Here is an 18,275-nt window from a genome sequence, read left to right on the forward strand (position 1 = left end):
ATTCGATTCGCGCGATTCTCCGATCGACCGGGCTCCCTCGATTTCTCACAGCTTGCCGCTTTCTGTCCCTTGTAAATTCGTGGCCGACTGTCACACTTGTAGCGGATTGTTTCGTTGCGTAATGAGGTGATGTGCGAATGCATATGCTTGAGTTTTTCGGAATGAAGCGCTTGGGCATGACGGCCGATGGCTACGTGCTGGAGACTCCCGTCACTGCCGAGGTTACCCAGCCGGATGGGATTCTGCACGGCGGGCTGAGCGCGCTTTTGGCCGAGGAGGCGGCAAGCCAAGGCGCGCGTGAGAGCATCGACTTGCTCACGCACACCGCGGTAGGTCTTGATCTGACGAGCACGCATCTTTTGCCCGTGCATGTGGGTGATACCATCAGGACGGTCGCGAATCCCATTCGGCAGGGTGGGCGTACGCAGGTGTGGAAGGTCGAGCAGTACCGGAAAAGCGACGGGGAGCTGTTCAACGTGTCGCAGCTTACCGTCTACATCAAGCGCATTGCGCCTCGCGGGTGAGCTCATGGGGCGTTTTATCTTGCCACATCTCGTGTGAAGCTGCGAGCCGTGAGGCGTTCTACGTGAGGACTCGAAAAAGGGCGCCGTAGTGCATGCGCTGCGCGAGCCGCGAGGTGTTCTGCGCGAGGGCGTGACCCATGGTCTTGAATCTTTCCGTATCTCATTTTGTTTCTGACCGAAACCTTGCCGATTTTCATTCAGGTTTTGCCCTGGTTTCACCTGTGTTTCATTCGCATTTCATACGGAGATACACCTGGCAACAATATGCATCTGAACAGGTATTACAAGAGAGTAACAATTCTGTGATGAGCTATGGATTTCGCTTCTGCAGCTCTCTTTCGCCTCTGCGCTTGCTAGCCTACGGGCATGACGATTGTACTCTCCGACATATCCGCGGCGCTCTTTTGGGAGTGCTGGTCCCTCGAAGGCGCCCAAGCGCCTCGTCGTGTTATGTCCCCTCAAAGCTTCGGCTCTCCGTCTGCGCATGAGGTGGGGCATGCGCGGCGTCTGCTTGCGTTAGGGAGCTGCGAGCCCCTTCATCTTTTTGTCGGGTCTTCGCGAGGTAGGCGTCGATGCCCCGGTTTTGTGACCCATTGTTGCACGAAAGAGCTCCCTCTGGGATCGTTTTTTGCGCTTGGGGATGATATTTTTGTTGCAGCTCCTGAGCTCGCGTTCGTTCAGGCTGCGCGATGGCTTTCTTTGGAGCATCTCATTCATTTCGGCATGATGTTATGCGGTCTATATCGCCGCGATCCGGTTGCTCTTGAATGGGCGGATGCTCAATCGGCTTCTTTTGCGCTCCGGCAGGCAATCGGCGGCTCCGCGTCAAGACTGCCCTGGCAGGCGAGCGGTGAACTTGCGCCGGAACTTGCTCGGCAAGCAAGCGGTGAGTGTGCGCCGGACTTTCCTCCTCAAGCGATCGATAGACCTGTGTCTGTACCTCCTCAGCAAGCAAATGGCGAACCTGTACCGGGTTTGTCTCGCCAAACGAATGGCGAGTCTTCGCCGCGTCAGTTTCTCCAAACAAGTGGCGAGCCTCGTGCTGCATCTTCCCCATGGCGCAAAAGGCGGCTTCGAAAGCGCGCTGCTCTTACGTCTGCAAGCGAGCTCCGCGATTACGTAGAAAGGTTGACTGACATTGGCGGAAAGGGCCTGAAAGGTATTCGCGCCGCAACGAGAGCCTTACCGTTTGTGGTGGATCGAAGCCGTTCTCCCATGGAATCGGCGTTAACCATGGCGCTCTGTCTGCCCTGCAAGCTCGGAGGCTTTGCTCTCCCGAATCCGACGCTGAACGCTTCAGTCTATCTTGGGAGATGCGACAATCTTGCGGGCGGCGTGCGTTGGGATTCACGCGGATTGCCATACTTTGAATGTGATCTCGTGTGGGGCGACGAGCGGGTGATTGTCGAATACCACGGAGATGGCGGGCATTTCACGCGCGAAGGCGCGGCGAAAGATGCGCGCAAGGCCAATATCTTGCTGGGCGAAGGGTTCAAATATTATGTCGCCACTATCGACACGATGTCTGCCTTGAAATTTCCCGAGTTCGCGCACCGAATTCGTCTTGATGTGCACCGAAAGTTCCAGACGAGCGTGAAAGACTTTGAGCAAAAGGGCATAGAGTTAAGAAACATGCTCCAAAGGGATTACCTGCTCGATCGTCGTGTGTCCGACATTCGTGCCCGCCAAGAAGCCGAGCTGGGCGCAGCCAGGAATGACGGCGAGTGACGGATGTTCACGCTATGCTGAGAGGCCGTATTTCGATTGGCTATTTCGTATTCGCACGTGTGCCGAGAAGTGGCGTTTCGATTGGTTCGCGTCTTGTATTTACCCGGATGTCAAGAAAATTCGGCCAAGGTGACCGGCGCAGCTGGCGGAAAGCTCATATTCGCGTGCATGTTGAAGCCCCTATCCTGGTAATTCGCGATGAAAGCCAAAGCACGTCGCACCATCGAATCCCGGTAGGGGCGGCCGTTCGGTGGCTCCTCGGGGCTGGTTCCAAGCACATTTCTCTTCCATTGGAAAACAAGAGGAGTCGACCCGAGGGCCGACTCAAACCGTAATGGGCGGCCGGCCAGCAGCTCTGTGGGCCATGTCGATTATTGGGTAAAGGCCGGCTGCTCGCATGCCAGATTGGATCCGTCGGGCTTCTCGTTCACGACCCACTCGGGTTAGCATCTACCATAATGGGCGGAGACGGCATTGCTACTGCATCAGTATGCGGTCGGGTTGAGCTCGGGTATAAAAATCGCGTTATCTGCGCACTTTTTGGAGGTCATTTCCAAAAACGGCGTTATGTGTGGGAGCGCGTCGGTCCATGGGGAGGGCCCATGGATGGGAGCGGAATTCTGACCTGGGGTTTCACTAATCGGCCATGGCATGGGACCGAGCTTCGGCGAATCCGGCTCGGTTTGCTCGCACAAATAACGCCGTTTTTATACCGCGCCCCCTGAAACATCGCAAATAATGACTTTTTTATACCGCGGCATTGGTGCGGGCCGCATTGTGACGGCTTCATTGGCGATGTGGCCGCGAGGCGCTTGTGTGGGAACGCGCGGCAACCCTGACGTCTGCTACATCGAGGAAGTGGCCGCGAGGCGCTTGTGCGCGTTTGTGTCCAAATCGGAACGCATGCCAGCTATCTGTGCGTGTGTCAGCCTCCGCTCACCGAAGCGCTTACCCCGAAACGCAAGTGATTCAGTACCAATTCCCGGCGAACGGCAATCCACTTTGCTAAAGTGCTCACTGGCGAGTAATCCTCGCCGCTTTTGTTATGCGAATGTTTCGGAACGAGTAAGGCAAAGGGGGAACATTCAGAATGGAGATGATCGTCGCCCTCATCATGGTGCCTTGCGTGGCCGCGCTGCTCATGCTCGCGGTTCGCAACGACAAGGCTCGTGACGCGATCGCAATAGGCTTCGCGGCCCTTATCGGCCTGCTGTCTATTGTGTTCGCCGGCATGTATCTAGGCGCAAGCCCCGTGTATTTCGAATTGCCTCATGAATGGAGCGGCTTCCTCAGTGCCGTCAATGTGGCGATCGACCTTACGGTGGGCGTGTTCGTCGTGTGCTATGCGGTGCGCTATCGCCGTCTGTTGCCGCTGGTTTTGGCGCTCATCCAAATCGGCGTGTGCCTGTGGTTCGAGCTTACCGTGCAGCATGGCGTGCACTTTGAGAGCCAGATGCGCGTCGATCAGCTAACCGTCATCATGGCGCTGATCATCGGCATCGTTGGCTCGGGCATCTGTGTATACGGCCTGGGATATATGAAGGACTTCCAGGCCCATCATCCAGAGCAGAAGGATCGCCGCCCGTGGTTTTTCGCCATCATGTTCGCGTTCCTCTCCGCCATGTTCAACATCGTTCTCTCTGACAATATGGCGTGGATCTACACCGCATGGGAAGTCACCACGCTTTGCTCGTTCCTGCTCATCGGCTTCACCAAGACCGACGAGGCCCTGAACAATGCTTTCCGCCAGATCGTGATGAACATGCTCGGCGGCATCGCGTTTCAGATCGCCATCGTGTATGCGGCTCTCAACGGGCTGCCGCTGCTGTTCAGCGAGTTTCTCACGGCGGGCTCGGCCTCGGGTGCCGCGCTCTTTGCCGTGCCCGTTGCGCTGCTCGCTTTCGCCGGCATGACGAAAGCCGCGCAGATGCCGTTCCATACCTGGCTGTTGGGCGCCATGGTTGCCCCTACGCCCACGAGCGCGCTGCTGCATTCGTCCACCATGGTGAAAGCGGGCGTGTTCTTGCTGGTCAAGCTTTCCCCGCTGTTCCTTGTGTTCCCGGCTGCGAGCGTCATGGTGGTGCTGGTGGGCGGTCTCACCTTCGCGTTCTGCTCGTTCCTCGCTATCTCGCAGAGCAACGCCAAGCGCGTGCTTGCGTACTCGACCATCGCAAACCTGGGCCTCATCACCGCCTGCGCCGGCGTCGGTACGCCTGAGACGGTATGGGCGGCCATCTTCCTGGTCATCTTCCACGCTGTGGCCAAGAGCCTGCTCTTCCTGTGCGTGGGCACGGCCGAGCATCATATCGGCAGCCGCAACATCGAGGACATGGACGAGCTCTTCGAGCGCATGCCTCGTTTGGCCCGCTTTATGATGCTGGGCATCATGTGCATGTTCATCGCGCCGTTCGGCATGCTCGTGTCCAAGTGGGCGACGCTCGTGTCGTTTAGCTCCACCGGCCAAGTGGTGCTGCTGATTCTGCTGGCCTTTGGCAGCGCTGCCACCTTCATGTTCTGGGGCAAGTGGCTGGGCAAGCTGGCGGGCATCGCCGCGCACCGCGAGAGCGAGGAGCTCACCGTGCACCGCACCGAGTGGGTTGCTATCGTGCTCATGGCGCTACTCGTGGTGGTGTGCTGCGTGTTCTTCCCTAGCATTTCGAGCATGTTCGTGGAGCCGTACCTCCTCAGCGTGTTCGGCAGCTTCGGTGCCACCATCGGCATGGACAATCTGCTTCTGATGTCGATCATCGTGGCCTTCATCGTGGTGGTCATGTTCGGCACGCTTGGCAAATCCAAGAAGAAGATCGTCGCGCCTTACATGGCGGGCATCACGGTGGATTCCAATCGCCGCGTGTTCAAGGGCGCCCTGGGCGGAGAGCGCGAGGCCACCTCGCGCAACTGGTACCTTGAGAACGTATTCGGCGAGAAGGTGCTGGACGGGCCTGCCACCGTTATCACGGCCGTCGTCATGGTGGCGGGGCTTGCCATCAGCGCGTTTGCTGCCCCCGGCGTGTCGGGCGAGGTCTCGTTGCCTATGTATGCCCAGCTCACGTCGCTCAATGAGAACTGGCTCGCCACTATCATCGGGATCATTGCGTTCGTGATCTTGGGCCCGATTGTGGGCTGCCTGCTCGCCGGCATCGACCGCAAGATCACCGCGCGCATGCAGGGTCGCGTGGGTCCGCCGCTTCTTCAGCCCTACTACGACGTGCGTAAACTCATCGCCAAAGACGACGTGAGCGTGAACACCGTGGAGGGAACCTACATTACCTTCGCGCTCGTGTTCACCCTCATCGCGGGCGGCGTGTTCTTCGCGGGCGGCAACTTCCTTTTGTGCGTGTTCCTGGTCACGCTCTCGGCGCTGTTCTTCATTCTGGCTGCCTACTCCGCGCGCTCGGTGTATTCCGAGGTGGGCGCCGATCGCGAGACGCTGCAGGTTATGGCTTACGAGCCCATGGTTCTCGTCGTCGCGGTGAGCATGTTCTTGGGTCTGGGCGTCTTGGGTGGCTTGCCCACCTTCGACGTGGCGGGCGTGGCCAATACGCCTCTGCCGTTGATCGTGGCGTGCGTCCCGGCGTTCCTCGGGCTGCTGTTCATCCTGACCATCAAGCTGCGCAAGTCGCCGTTCGACCTGTCGTATAGCCACCACGCGCACCAGGAGCTCGTCAAGGGCATCACTACCGAGATGAGCGGCAAGACGCTCGCGAAGGTGGAGATCATGCACTGGTGCGAAAGCGTTCTGTTCCTGGGATGGATCGCCATGTTCTTCGTGTGGAACAACCCCGTCTCCATCGCGCTCGCGGTTATTGTGGCGCTGGCGACGTTCTTCCTCGAGATCTGGATCGACAACAACTTTGCGCGCGTGAAGTGGCAAACGTGCCTGAAGCTGTCCTGGATCGTGGGGCTCGTCGCAGGCATCGCCAACATTGGCGGCCTGGTGGCATATATCTTCCTCGTGCTTGTGTAGGAGTGAGAATATGAGCAGTGTTTCCAAATCTCCCTGGGTCATCCACTACGATGGCTCCAGCTGCAACGGCTGCGACATCGAGGTGCTGGCTGCGCTGACGCCGCTCTACGACGTGGAGCGATTCGGTATCATCAACACCGGCAACCCCAAGCATGCCGATATCTTTCTGGTCACCGGCTCGGTGAACGAGCAGAACATTGCCGTCATCAAAGAGATCTACGACCAGATGGTAGAGCCCAAGGTGGTTGTGGCGTGCGGCGTATGCGCCTGCTCCGGCGGCATCTTCCACGATTGCTATAACGTCGTGGGTGGCGTGGATAAGGCGATTCCCGTAGACGTGTACGCGCCCGGCTGCGCGGTGCGTCCGGAGGCCATCATCGACGCCGTGGTGCAGGGCATCGGCATTCTCGAGCAGAAATCCGCCGCGTTGGCCGCGGCCAAGAAGAAGGGGGCGTAAGGCATGGCGTTCCAAAGCACGTTTACGCCGATCGAGCTCGGCGACCTTCTGAACCTGACGCGCGCCAAGCACGACGCGGGCTACCGCTTCGCACAGATGCTGTGCGCGATGGCCAATGAGGGCGTCGATCTGGTGTATAGCTTCATGAAGCAGGATGACGAAGGCACATGGCAGCTTGAAAACTACGTTATCGCGGGATTCGACCCTCAGGCTCAGACCGTACCTTCGGTGACCGGCTATTTCCTCTCGGCTTTTCCGTTCGAGAACGAGGCCCACGACCTGTTTGGCGTGAAGGTCGAGGGCAACAAGATCGACTTTGCGGGTCGTTTCTATCAGGTGGCCATGGACGCGCCTATGGCGGTTATCTCGCCCGAGCAGAAAGCCGCCCGCGAGAAGGCCGCACGCATCGCTGCGGCGAAGGCCGCCAAAGAGGCCAAGGCCAAGGCCGCTGCGGGGGAGGCCGCCGGCGAGCCCGCCAAGAGCGAGGGCACCTCTAAGCCTGCGGCTGCCGCTCCTGCGCCTATCGACCCCGAGGCTGAACGCGCTGCGTTCGAGGCGAAGATCGCGGGTCTCGATCCCGAGAAGGCCGAACGTATGCGTGCCGCCTTCGAGGTGAAGCTCAAGAAGCGCATGGAGGAGGCGGCGCAGGCGAATGCCACGACCGCAGAGGTCACGCCCGCCCCTGCCGCACCCGCAGATGATATCGAGGCGAAGCGCGCCCAGATGGAAGAGCGCATCAAAGATATGGACCCCGAGAAGGCCGCAAAGGTCCGTGCGGCGTTCGAAGCCAAGGTCGCGCGCGATGCGGCGCAGAAAGGCGGTGAGTAGCATGGGCAAGGCTACCGTGATTCCCTTTGGCCCGCAGCATCCCGTGCTGCCGGAGCCTCTCCATCTCGACCTGGTGGTGGAGGATGAGCGCGTCATCGAGGTCATTCCCCAGATCGGCTTCATCCACCGCGGCCTCGAGAAGCTCGTGGAGAAGCGTGACATCCATCAGTTCATCTATGTCGCGGAGCGCATCTGCGGCATCTGCAGCTTCGGACACTCCATGGGCTACGCCGAAACGGTCGAAGACCTGATGGGCGTCGAGGTGCCCAAGCGCGCGCAATACCTGCGCGTGATTTGGCACGAGCTTTCGCGCATGCATTCGCATCTGCTTTGGATGGGCCTGGGTGCCGATGCCTTCGGCTTCGAGGCGCTGTTCATGCATTGCTGGCGCTTGCGCGAGCGCATCCTCGACATCTTCGAGGCCACTACGGGCGGTCGCGTGATTCTTTCGGTAGTCAATATCGGCGGCGTGAACCGCGACATCGAGGATAGCGAGCTTTACGCGATTGTGGACAAGCTTGAGGGCATTCGCGGCGAATATCGCGAGATCTGCAACGCGTTCGTAAACGATTACTCTGTCGCAAGTCGTCTGGTGGGCGTGGGCTACCTCTCGCAGGAAGAGGCCGAAGCCCTCTGCATGGTCGGCCCGTTCGCTCGCGCGTCCAACGTCGCGTACGACTGCCGCATGCTCGGACGCGGCGGCTACGGCGACCTTGAGAACTTCCAGCCCATCCTCTCCGACGAGGGCGATTGCTATGCGCGCGTCAAGGTGCGCGCCGCCGAGGTCGAGCAGTCCATCGACATCATCAAGGAGCTCGTGAGCAAGATTCCGCACGACGGCATCGGCGAGAAGAGCAAGCTCACCCCGCCCGACGGCGCCATGGCCTCCAACGTGCTCGAGCAGCCGCGCGGCGAGTGCTACTACTTCGCCCGCGGCAATGGCACCAAGAACCTCGATCGCATGCGCATGCGCACGCCTACCAGCCAAAACCTCGCAGGCATGGTCAAGGCTCTCGAAGGCTGCGAGTTGGCCGACGTGCCCAATATCATTCTGACCATCGACCCCTGCATCAGCTGCTGCGAAAGGTAAGGACTCATGGGTAGCTTCAAATTAGGAAAGATGACCCTGCGGTCGCTTTTCGGCAAGCCCGAGACCGTTCTGTATCCCGTGCAGACGCGTCCCATGCCGGAAGGCCTCAAGGGTCATGTGTCGAATAATATCGAGGAGTGCATCCTGTGCGGCATCTGCCAGAAGCGCTGTCCCACGGAGGCCATTGCGGTGGATAAGAAGTCCGGCACGTGGACCGTGGACGGGTTCCGCTGCATCCAGTGCGGTGCATGCGTGCGCGAGTGCCCCAAGCATTCGTTGACCATGGAGCCCACCTATACCGCTCCGGCGCTTACCAAGCAGACGCATACCGAGATCAAGCCGCAGCCGAGCGAAGAGGAGCTGGCCGCCAAGGCCGCCGAGCGCGAGGCCCGCATCGCCGCCGCCAAGGCTGCCAAGGCCGCCCGCGAGGCTGCCAAGGAGCAGGAAGGGTAGAGCGACCGCTTCAATCATCCCGTCATTCCCACGTTTTGTTAACGTCGCGGTGACGGTATTCCTCAATTCGCGTAGGTAGCGCATCGTCGGAAACAAAAGGTGCTACAATCGCCGAGGCCCGCCGGAGGTGGCGGGCCTTGTTTTTGCTCCATTTATGGCTAGTTGGGATGCAGTGATGGCCAACAACAACGAAGAAGTCACCAATAAGATATTCACGATTTCCAACGTGATCACGTTTATACGCCTGTGCATGATTCCTGCGTACTTCGTCCTGCTGCTCAACGGGTACGACCTGCTGGCGACTCTGCTGTTTGCCGTCGCTGCCTCCACCGATTTCCTTGACGGTCAGATCGCGCGTCGCACGCATACGGTTTCGCGCCTGGGGCAGATTCTCGACCCGGCGGTCGACCGCCTGCTCATGGTGTTCGGCGTGGTGGGTCTGCTCATCGTGGGGCGCCTGCCGCTGTGGATCATCGTATTCGTCATCGTGCGCGATGCGTATTTGTTGGCAGGCGGCGCGTATCTGATCTTCCGCTGGAAGCAGCGCGTGCCGGTGGTCTATCTGGGCAAAGTGGCCACCACGTTTCTGTTCGTGGGTTTCGCGGGCCTGCTTCTCAACTTTCCACAGGTGCCGGGCGCTGCTGTGTGCGACATCGCGTGGCTGCCGGGCTTCAACGCGCAGCCCGTCTCATGGGGCATCTGGTTCGTGTACGTGGGTCTCGTGCTCGCCACCATCACAACCATCGTCTATACGTTCAAGGGCTGGCGCGCTCTCAAGCGCGGTCAGGCCTTGGAGGCGGCCTAGGTGCTTACGCGTTCACCGGTCCGATCCTTTCCGAATCAATTCACCTCGATTTAACATTTCTCTCTTTACGAATACACTTTAACGCACTAAAGTATGACAGTACCGAAACGGGCGGGACGCAGGGCATGGCTCCCGCTTGCTTCGCGATAAGGGAAAGGCCCGCATCGCGATGCGCCGTGGTGGTACGGTTTCGCTCGGCATAGCATAAGAACGGGTTTCTTCTGAGCGGTTTCCAAGGGCATCGTACCCGGGCGTAGCGCAATGACGGGCGAGGTTCGAGTGTGAAAGGAACCAAGATGTACTACCAGGAGGAAATCGAGACCATGCCGCGCGCCGATCTTGAGGCGCTGCAGCTTGAGCGACTGCGAAAGTCGGTCGCCTATGCCTACGAACGCATTCCGCTGTATAAACAGCGTTTCGACGAGGCGGACGTCGACCCCTATTCAATCGAATCCCTGGAAGACATCAAGCGATTTCCCTTTATCGTGAAGCAGGATATGCGCGATGCGTATCCGTTCGGTCTGTTCGCCGTGCCCAATAGCGAAGTTGCTCGCATTCATGCGTCGTCTGGCACCACCGGCCAGGCAACCGTGGTGGGCCACACCGCAAACGACCTGAAGAATTGGGGAGATTGCTTCGCCCGCGGCATTTACATGGTGGGAGGCAACTCTGATTCCACCATTCAGGTTTCCTACGGCTATGGCCTGTTCACCGGCGGTCTGGGCGCCCACTCGGGCGGCGAGGCGGCGGGCTGTACTGTTATTCCCACCAGCTCCGGCAACACCAAGCGCCAGATTCAGATGATGCGCGATCTTAAGACCGACATCCTTGCCTGCACGCCGTCCTATGCGCTCCTCATTGCCGACACGGCTATCGAGATGGGCTACAACCCCGCCGAGGATTTCGCGATTTCGGGCGTTATCCTGGGCGCCGAGCCTGCGAGCGAGGGCATGCGCGAAGAGATCCGTCAGAAGCTCGGCGTGCAATACTGCGACGTGTACGGTCTGTCCGAGGTTATGGGGCCGGGCGTCGCCATGGAGTGCTCCGCCGCACACGGCCTGCACGTAGCCGAGGACCAGTTCTTCTTCGAGATCGTCAATCCCGATACCCTTGAGCCCGTGCCCGATGGGGAATGGGGCGAGCTCGTGATCACTACGCTCACGCGCGAATGCTGCCCGCTCGTGCGTTACCGTACGCGCGACGTTACCCGTGTGATCGCGGAGGAGTGCCCGTGCGGTCGAACGCACCGCAAGATCGATCGCATCGTTGGCCGCACCGACGACATGATGATCATCCGCGGCGTGAACGTGTTCCCGTCCCAGATCGAGCAGGTGGTTACGGGCTTCCCCGAGCTGGTGACCCACTACCAGATCGTGCTCACCACCAAGGGTCCGCTCGACCGCGTGGAGCTTCGCGTGGAAACCGCGCCCGATTTCCCGTTCGACGAGATCCGCGCGTTGGAAGACCTCAAGAAGCGCCTGGCCGCCGAACTCAAGAGCAACCTCCAGATTGCCGTGGAGATCAAGTTCGTGGAGCCTATGAGCATCGAGCGCAGCGAGGGCAAGGCAAAGCGCATCCTCGACCTGCGCAACCAATAGGTCCGGCTTATGCGCGGCGGGGCATCGAGACTTCCGCTGCGCCCTGCGCCGCGGCTAAGGCATGCGGCGTCCGCCATGTGATTCATCTTGGAATTATGGAAGAACGGAGACAGCCATGATTGAACAGCTGACCGTATTGTTGGAGAATAAGAAAGGCCGCCTTTCCGGCCTGTGCCGCGACCTCGCCGATGCTGATGTGAACATGCACGACCTCTTCGTGGCCGATACGTCGGACTTTGGCATCGTGCGCATCTTCTGCGACACGCCCAAGCGCGCCGCAAAGCTGCTCACCGACAAAGGCTATCGCGCCATCGTGACCGAGGTGCTCGCGGTTCGTGTTCCCAACCGCCCCGGCGGTTTGGCCGAACTGTTGGAGTTCATCGACGAACAGGGCGTGAATATCGAGTACGGCTATTGCTTCTCGCGCGGCGAGGAGACCGCAATCGACGTGCTCAAGGCGGCAGACGATTCCATCGAGTCGAAACTGGCCGAGGCCGGCTTCGACGTGGTTGAAGCAAAGGAAGTCTATCAGCTTGATTAACGCATCCGATGAAATCATGGGTGCATCGACGAGGCGGGGCTCCATCATGGGGTTCCGCCTCGGCTATGCTCGCAAGGCTGCTGCCTCTTTGGAGAAAGACGCCCGCCCGCGCCATCTTTCCCCGCGCATTGGCTCTGCTGCAGTGGCGCTTATCTGCGCGCTGTCGATAGGGGTTCCGGCCTTCGCCGACGTGCAGCAGACCGACGTGGTGGCCGGCAAGACGGTGGAGGAGCGCGGCCTGGCACAGGATCAGTGCCTGGACATCTCTACGCCGCGCGCGATCGTGGTCGATGCGAATGGCGAGACGTATTTCGAGCGCGCCGCCGATGAGCCCTGCAAGATCGCTTCGCTCACCAAGATCATGACCGCCATCGTCGCGCTGGAAAACGCATCGTTGGACACGCAGATCACGGTGGATAATGAGGCGGCTACGGTGGGGCAGTCCTCCGCCGGGCTCCTCGAGGGCGATACCATGGATCTTGAAACTGCGCTCTATGCGCTGCTCGTGCCTTCGGGCAACGATGCTGCTATCGCCATCGCAAATACGCTCGGTGCTTCGATGGCATCCGATGGGCAAGGTGCGCAGGAGGCTTTCGTGGCCGCCATGAACGCAAAGGCAGAAGAGCTGGGTTGCACCGATACGGTGTTCGACAACCCTCACGGCCTCGATTACGACCAGTGGGCGGGCGATGCTCATTCGATCGCGCGCGATGTGGCAATCATGGTCGCCTATGCGATGCAGAACGAAACGTTTCGCTCTGTTGTGGGCGGCGGGTCGACGACCGTTACGGTGACCGGGGCAAACGGGGTCGCACGGACCATCGCGCTCGAGTCGACCGATGAGCTCATGGGGAGCTACGAGGGCCTTTGCGGCGTGAAAACCGGCACGACCGACGACGCGGGATATTGTTTCGCCGGCGCATGCAGCCGCGATGAGGGCGAGCTCTACACGGTGGTGCTGGGAGCCCCGTCAAGCGACGAGCGCTTCTCCGACACTGCCGCCATGCTCGACTGGACCTACGATGCCATTCGTACCGTGTCGCTTATCAGCACGCCTTCCACGGTGGAGTACCAAGGCGGCGACTCGCCGCTCGCGGCCTCGGTCGCGCAGAGCGACTGGCCCGACTCCACGGTGCCGGCCACGGTGAGCGACCCGTCGCTTTCCGTCGAGCTGTTCACATTGGCGGGCGCGGTTAGCCAGGAGGTTTCCTTCGAGACGCTCGAAGGGGATGTCCGTGCGGGCGACGTGGTGGGAAGCCTCACCTTCACGCAGGATGGCCAGACCGTGGCAGAATGCGACCTCGTTGCCGCACAGGATGCCCCGGCTCCCGATTTCTTCCAGAAGATAGGCGTGTGGTGGGATAGGCTGTTCAGGAATATGCAGGGCCAGCCTACCGTCGCACAATCGGAGTGCTATAACAATACGGCGGAGCTTTCGGACCGCTAGGTCGGCTTTCGCATCCCAATCGATTTCGTACCTTTCGGAGAAAGGATTCACTATGACTACGTGTCCCGTGTGCAATGCGCAGCTCGCAGAAACCGACACCGCCTGTCCTGTGTGCGGCTTCAAGCTCATCGGACAGACGCAGGCGTTCAAGCCTATCACCATGAACCCGACGCCCAATATGGCATCGCCTCAGCTTTTGAGCGAAGCCACGCTTTCCATTGTGAAGGGGCCCCAGGTGGGAAACGTGTTCCGTCTATCGACGGATACGCTCACCATCGGCCGCAGCCCGCAGTGCGACATCTTCCTCAACGACATGACGGTTTCCCGCATGCATGCCACGATGCGCCGCACGCCTGCGGGATATGAAATCGTCGACGCTGATTCCTTCAACGGGCTTTGGGTGAACAACCTCAACGTCAAAGACGCCGTGCTCAAAGACGGCGATGTGATTCAGATTGGCACGTTCTGCTTGGTGTATCAGGCCACCCCGCAGATGTAGAAAAACGAGGAAAAGGGGGAGCCTGCATGACTGAAAACTCGGAGAAAAGAGAACTCATCTCGGGCAACGAGGCCATAGCGCGCGGTGCGTGGGAGGCTGGGGCGACCATCGGCGTGGCGTATCCGGGCACGCCTTCCACCGAGACCATGGAATCGTTCGCGAAGTATCCCGAGGTCTATGCCGAGTGGTGTCCGAACGAGAAGGTGGCCGTCGAGGTTGGCCTTGGCGCTTCTGCTGCGGGACGGCGCGTGCTTTCCACGATGAAGCATGTGGGCGTGAACGTGGCCGCCGACCCGCTGTATACGGCCGCGTATACCGGCGTAGGCGGCGGCATGGTCATCTTGGCCGCCGACGATCCGGGCATGCATTCGTCTCAGAATGAGCAGGATTCGCGGTTCCATGCGATGGCGTCGCACATTCCCATGATGGAGCCGGCCGACAGCGCAGAGGCGCTGTCTTTCACCCGCGATGCATTCGAGCTTTCAGAGCGTTTCGACTTGCCCATTATGCTGCGTTCCACCGTGCGCGTGTCGCACACCAAATGCCCCGTTACGCTGGGGGAGCGCACGGAGGCCGTCGTGGTGCCGTACGAGAAGAATCCCGCTAAGTGGGTCATGATGCCCGCGTTCGCCAAGCCGCGTCGCATCGATCTCGATGAGCGCATCGCGCGCGTGCGAGCCTTCGTGGACGAGTGCCCCTATAACGTTGTCGAGCGGCGCTCGTCCGAAGTGGGCGTAATCTGCGCCGGGGCCACCTATCAGCACGTACGCGAAGGTCTGCCCGAGGCCAGCGTGCTCAAACTGGGCATTACCTGGCCTTTGCCTGTGGGCCTCATCCGTCGCTTCGCCGATTCGGTGGATAAGCTCTACGTTATCGAAGAGGCATCCGACTACCTCTCGACGCAGGTGCGTGCTCTGGGCGTCGCGCTGGAAAGCGCGCCTGCCGGTTTGCCCGCGTACGGCGAGCTGAGCCCGTCCCTTATCGCCCAGGCGTTCGGTGGGGCGGCGCCCGAGGTGCGCGAGGCTCCCGCCGGTGTTCCCGGCAGGCCGCCTGCGCTGTGCCCCGGCTGCCCGCATCGTCTGGTGTTCCGCGAGCTGTCGCGTATGCGCGCCATTGTCACGGGCGATATCGGATGTTACACGCTCGGGGCGCTTCCGCCGCTTTCCGCCATGGACACGTGCGTCGATATGGGCGCCTCCATCTCGATGGCACACGGCTTCGAGCTGGGCCTCGCCGAGGAAAAGCATCGTCCCGTGGTGGCCGTCATCGGCGATTCGACATTCGCGCATTCCGGCATAACGTCGCTGCTCAATACGATGTACAACTGCGGCAGCGGCACGGTTTGCATCCTCGACAACCGCACTACGGCCATGACCGGCCATCAGGGCAACCCGGTAAACGGCATCACGCTGCAGAAGCGTCCCTCGCGCGAGCTCGACCTGCCTACGCTCGTGCGTGCGCTCGGCGTGGAGGATGTGCGCACGGTTGACCCGATGGATCTGGCCGCTACGCGCGAGGCGCTTACGCAAGCCACCAAGTCCGACGCGCTCAGCGTGATCGTCTTCGTATCGCCGTGCGTGCTTCTGAGCAAGGAGCGCAAGCCCGCATATTCCGTTAAGCCGGATTGCCGGGCGTGCGGCGTGTGCTCGCTTTTGGGCTGCCCTGCCATCGGGCGCGACCCTGAGACGGGCAAGGCGTCGGTCGATCCCTCGCTATGCGTGGGCTGTGGCCAGTGTGCGCAGTCGTGCCCGTTCGGATGTTTCGTTCAGGAGAAGGGGGAGCGTCATGAATAACACCAAGACCGTGATGCTGTGCGGCGTCGGCGGCCAGGGCGCCCTCCTCGCCGCCGATATTCTCGCGCGTTGCGCCATGGCGTGCGGGCAGGATGTCAAGCTGTCCGAAATCCATGGCATGGCCCAGCGCGGCGGCGCCGTGACCACCATCATTCGCCTTGGCGACCAGGTGGCCTCAATGGTGGCCGACCGGGGCTGCGTGGACTGCCTCGTCTCTTTCGAGACCACCGAGGCGTTGCGCAATCTGCCCTATCTTGCTTTAGGCGGCAGCATGTTCGTGAGCGACGAATCCATTGAGCCGCTTCCTGTGCTCGCGGGTAAGGAGAGGATGCCGCGCGCTCCTCGCAAAACGCTTCAAGAGCTGGGCGCGTTCGTTATTCCCGCCGGCATTCTTGCAAAGCAGGCGGGAAGCTCGAAAGCGGTCAACGTGGTGCTTCTGGGCGCCCTGTCTACTCGGCTTCCGTATCCCGAAGACCTCTGGCGCGCCACCATCGAGCGCCGCGTGCCGGAGAAGTTCAAGGATATTAACCTTTCTGCGTTCAATCTCGGCCGTACGTGGGCGTTGGAGCACGCGCCCAAGACAGAAGAGTAGCGCGCGTATCATCCGAAAAGGGCTCGCACATGGTTGCGAGCCGTGTTTTGAGAGGGTTGTTCATGAGCATTTCGCAGATTAGCGTTTTCATTGAGAGCAAGCCCGGCATGCTGAAAGAGGCGCTCGACGTCATGGCGGCGGCGGGTGCCAACATTCGCGGCTATAGCGCTTCCGATACGGGCGATTTCGGCATCGTGCGCTTCGTGGTTGACAATACCGATGCAGGTCTTACTGCGCTCACCGATGCCGGCTTTGCCGCCAAGGTCAAGCCAGTCATATGCGTGCATCTGAAGGACGACCCCGGCGAATTGAGCCGCGCGCTGGGCGTGGTCGCGCGGGCCGGCATCAATCTCGAGTACACCTATTCGTTGGTGGGGACGTATATCTGCCTCCAGGTCAAGGACGATCTGGAGGCGGTCGAGAAGCTGCTGGAACGCGAATCTTTCGAATTGGTGAACGATAATGACTTCTTTGAATAACGACACGATTTTGAACCCCGACATCGAATGCGCCAGCCGCGAGCGCATTCGCGAGATACAGCTGGCAAAGCTCCAGCGCCAGGTGAAGCATGCCTATGCCAACGTCGCCTGGTACCGTGAGCGGATGGATGAGATGGGCGTGGCCCCGGACGACATCAAGACGCTCGACGACGTGCGCAGGCTCCCGTTCACGGATAAGACCGTGCTTCGCGATACGTACCCCTATGGCCTTTTTGCTGTGCCGCTGGATGATGTGGTGAGGCTTCATGCCTCGAGCGGCACCACCGGCAAGCCTATCGTTGTAGGGTACACCAAGGGTGATCTGGACGTGTGGGCCGAGTGCATCGCACGCATAGCCAGCATGGCAGGGGTGACCTCCCGCGATCGCGTGCAGATGTCGTTCGGCTACGGTATGTTCACAGGCGGCTTTGGCCTTCACTACGGCTGTGAGCATATGGGTTGCATGATGATTCCCGCGAGCTCCGGAAACACCGAGCGTCAGCTGATGATGATCAACGATTACGGATCGACCGTGCTCATCGCCACGCCTTCCTATGCGATGCACATCTGCGAAGCGGGCGAGGCGGCCGGCATCGACTGGTCCAAGAGCACGCTGCGCGTGGGCCTGTTCGGCGGCGAGCCGTGCACGCCGGCGCTCAAGCGCGAGATCGAAAGCCGCATGCATATCGTGTGCACTGACAACTACGGTCTCACCGAGGTCATGGGTCCTGGCGTTTCGGGCGAATGCCTGAGCTCGCGCCATCAGCAGCATATCGCCGAAGACCATTTCCTCTGGGAGATCGTGGACCCCAAGACCGGCGAACCCCTCCCCGAGGGCGAAGAGGGCGAGCTCGTGCTCACGCCCCTCGACAAGGAGGCGTTCCCCGTTCTGCGGTATCGTACGCACGATCTCACGCGTATCACTACCGAGCCGTGCGCCTGCGGGCGCACCCATGCGCGCATGGATAAGGTGCGCACCCGCACCGACGACATGCTCATCATCCGCGGCACCAACGTGTTCCCGTCCGAAATCGAGGACGTGCTCGCGGGCATCGAGGGCGTGAGCCCGCACTACCATATCGTGGTGGACAATGAAACGGGCCTTGACCGCATGACCGTATCGGTTGAACTGCTGCCCGAAGGCATGCATGACAGCTTCGAGAAGATGGAGGCCTTCACCAAGCGCGTCGCCGATACGCTCACCAACACGTTGCTCGTGCGTCCGCGCGTGAAGCTCGTGCAGCCCGGCACCATCGCTCGCAGCGAAGGCAAGACCAAGCACGTTGAGGATTTGCGCAGGAAGTAATTACGTTCGCCCGGCCGCCGGCTGAGACGGGCGGCCGGGCGCGGTAAGGCTGCGCGCGTTGAGCGTCGAGCTGCGTGCGGTGACGAGGCGTGCGGCCGGGCGCGTCAACGCCTCTTGTTCTGCCGCTTGCTTTCCTCGCTGTGCGTGGTATTCGATGCCTTGTTTGCG

At 60.6% G+C, this 18,275-nt stretch carries 16 protein-coding genes; all 16 read left to right on the forward strand.

Translation table 11 applies throughout. The annotated features are described in order from the left end of the window. Nucleotides 1-137 precede the first annotated feature (137 nt). Nucleotides 138-524, forward strand: coding sequence for a PaaI family thioesterase (locus DMP06_RS08765; RefSeq protein ID WP_123209364.1), 387 nt, complete (start codon nt 138-140; stop codon nt 522-524). 699 nt (nt 525-1,223) lie between these two features. After that, the gene (locus DMP06_RS11355; RefSeq protein ID WP_148042521.1) at nt 1,224-2,252 is read left to right on the forward strand and encodes a hypothetical protein; all 1,029 of its coding nucleotides are present in this window, start codon (nt 1,224-1,226) and stop codon (nt 2,250-2,252) included. 1,090 nt (nt 2,253-3,342) lie between these two features. Next, nucleotides 3,343-6,219 carry a proton-conducting transporter transmembrane domain-containing protein gene (locus tag DMP06_RS08780; protein ID WP_123209367.1) on the forward strand — a complete coding sequence of 959 codons (2,877 nt, stop codon included), beginning with the start codon at nt 3,343-3,345 and terminating at the stop codon, nt 6,217-6,219. Between the two features lie 10 nt (nt 6,220-6,229). Next, the gene (locus DMP06_RS08785; RefSeq protein WP_123209368.1) at nt 6,230-6,676 is read left to right on the forward strand and encodes an NADH-quinone oxidoreductase subunit B family protein; all 447 of its coding nucleotides are present in this window, start codon (nt 6,230-6,232) and stop codon (nt 6,674-6,676) included. Nucleotides 6,677-6,679: 3 nt separating this feature from the next. Continuing rightward, on the forward strand, nt 6,680-7,504 hold the full coding sequence (locus DMP06_RS08790) for an NADH-quinone oxidoreductase subunit C (RefSeq protein ID WP_123209369.1): 825 nt from the start codon (nt 6,680-6,682) through the stop codon (nt 7,502-7,504). Nucleotide 7,505: 1 nt separating this feature from the next. Beyond that, complete coding sequence (locus tag DMP06_RS08795) at nt 7,506-8,594, forward strand: hydrogenase large subunit (RefSeq protein ID WP_123209370.1); 1,089 nt, start codon at nt 7,506-7,508, stop codon at nt 8,592-8,594. A gap of 6 nt (nt 8,595-8,600) precedes the next feature. Then, the gene (locus DMP06_RS08800) at nt 8,601-9,047 is read left to right on the forward strand and encodes a 4Fe-4S binding protein (protein WP_123209371.1); all 447 of its coding nucleotides are present in this window, start codon (nt 8,601-8,603) and stop codon (nt 9,045-9,047) included. Between the two features lie 175 nt (nt 9,048-9,222). Continuing rightward, on the forward strand, nt 9,223-9,852 hold the full coding sequence (locus tag DMP06_RS08805) for a CDP-alcohol phosphatidyltransferase family protein (RefSeq protein WP_123209372.1): 630 nt from the start codon (nt 9,223-9,225) through the stop codon (nt 9,850-9,852). Between the two features lie 296 nt (nt 9,853-10,148). After that, complete coding sequence (locus DMP06_RS08810) at nt 10,149-11,450, forward strand: phenylacetate--CoA ligase family protein (RefSeq protein ID WP_123209373.1); 1,302 nt, start codon at nt 10,149-10,151, stop codon at nt 11,448-11,450. A gap of 115 nt (nt 11,451-11,565) precedes the next feature. Continuing rightward, nucleotides 11,566-11,991 (forward strand): ACT domain-containing protein, encoded by a 426-nt coding sequence (locus DMP06_RS08815; RefSeq protein WP_123209374.1) that lies wholly within the window; start codon nt 11,566-11,568, stop codon nt 11,989-11,991. After that, on the forward strand, nt 11,984-13,438 hold the full coding sequence (locus DMP06_RS08820) for a D-alanyl-D-alanine carboxypeptidase family protein (protein ID WP_245962449.1): 1,455 nt from the start codon (nt 11,984-11,986) through the stop codon (nt 13,436-13,438). The genes DMP06_RS08815 and DMP06_RS08820 overlap by 8 nt, the downstream gene beginning before the upstream one ends. A gap of 52 nt (nt 13,439-13,490) precedes the next feature. Next, nucleotides 13,491-13,937, forward strand: a complete 447-nt coding sequence (locus DMP06_RS08825) for an FHA domain-containing protein (protein WP_123209375.1) — start codon at nt 13,491-13,493, stop codon at nt 13,935-13,937. Nucleotides 13,938-13,963: 26 nt separating this feature from the next. Beyond that, nucleotides 13,964-15,730 carry a thiamine pyrophosphate-dependent enzyme gene (locus tag DMP06_RS08830; RefSeq protein ID WP_123209376.1) on the forward strand — a complete coding sequence of 589 codons (1,767 nt, stop codon included), beginning with the start codon at nt 13,964-13,966 and terminating at the stop codon, nt 15,728-15,730. Next, nucleotides 15,723-16,322, forward strand: a complete 600-nt coding sequence (locus DMP06_RS08835) for an indolepyruvate oxidoreductase subunit beta (RefSeq protein WP_123209377.1) — start codon at nt 15,723-15,725, stop codon at nt 16,320-16,322. The genes DMP06_RS08830 and DMP06_RS08835 overlap by 8 nt, the downstream gene beginning before the upstream one ends. A 62-nt stretch (nt 16,323-16,384) precedes the next feature. Further along, nucleotides 16,385-16,801: an amino acid-binding protein gene (locus DMP06_RS08840; protein WP_123209378.1), complete on the forward strand. Its 417-nt coding sequence runs from the start codon at nt 16,385-16,387 to the stop codon at nt 16,799-16,801. Then, on the forward strand, nt 16,794-18,107 hold the full coding sequence (locus DMP06_RS08845) for a phenylacetate--CoA ligase family protein (protein WP_245962450.1): 1,314 nt from the start codon (nt 16,794-16,796) through the stop codon (nt 18,105-18,107). The genes DMP06_RS08840 and DMP06_RS08845 overlap by 8 nt, the downstream gene beginning before the upstream one ends. Nucleotides 18,108-18,275: the final 168 nt, after the last annotated feature.

The sequence above is a fragment of the Slackia equolifaciens genome, assembly GCF_003725995.1.
Classification (GTDB): domain Bacteria; phylum Actinomycetota; class Coriobacteriia; order Coriobacteriales; family Eggerthellaceae; genus Slackia; species Slackia equolifaciens.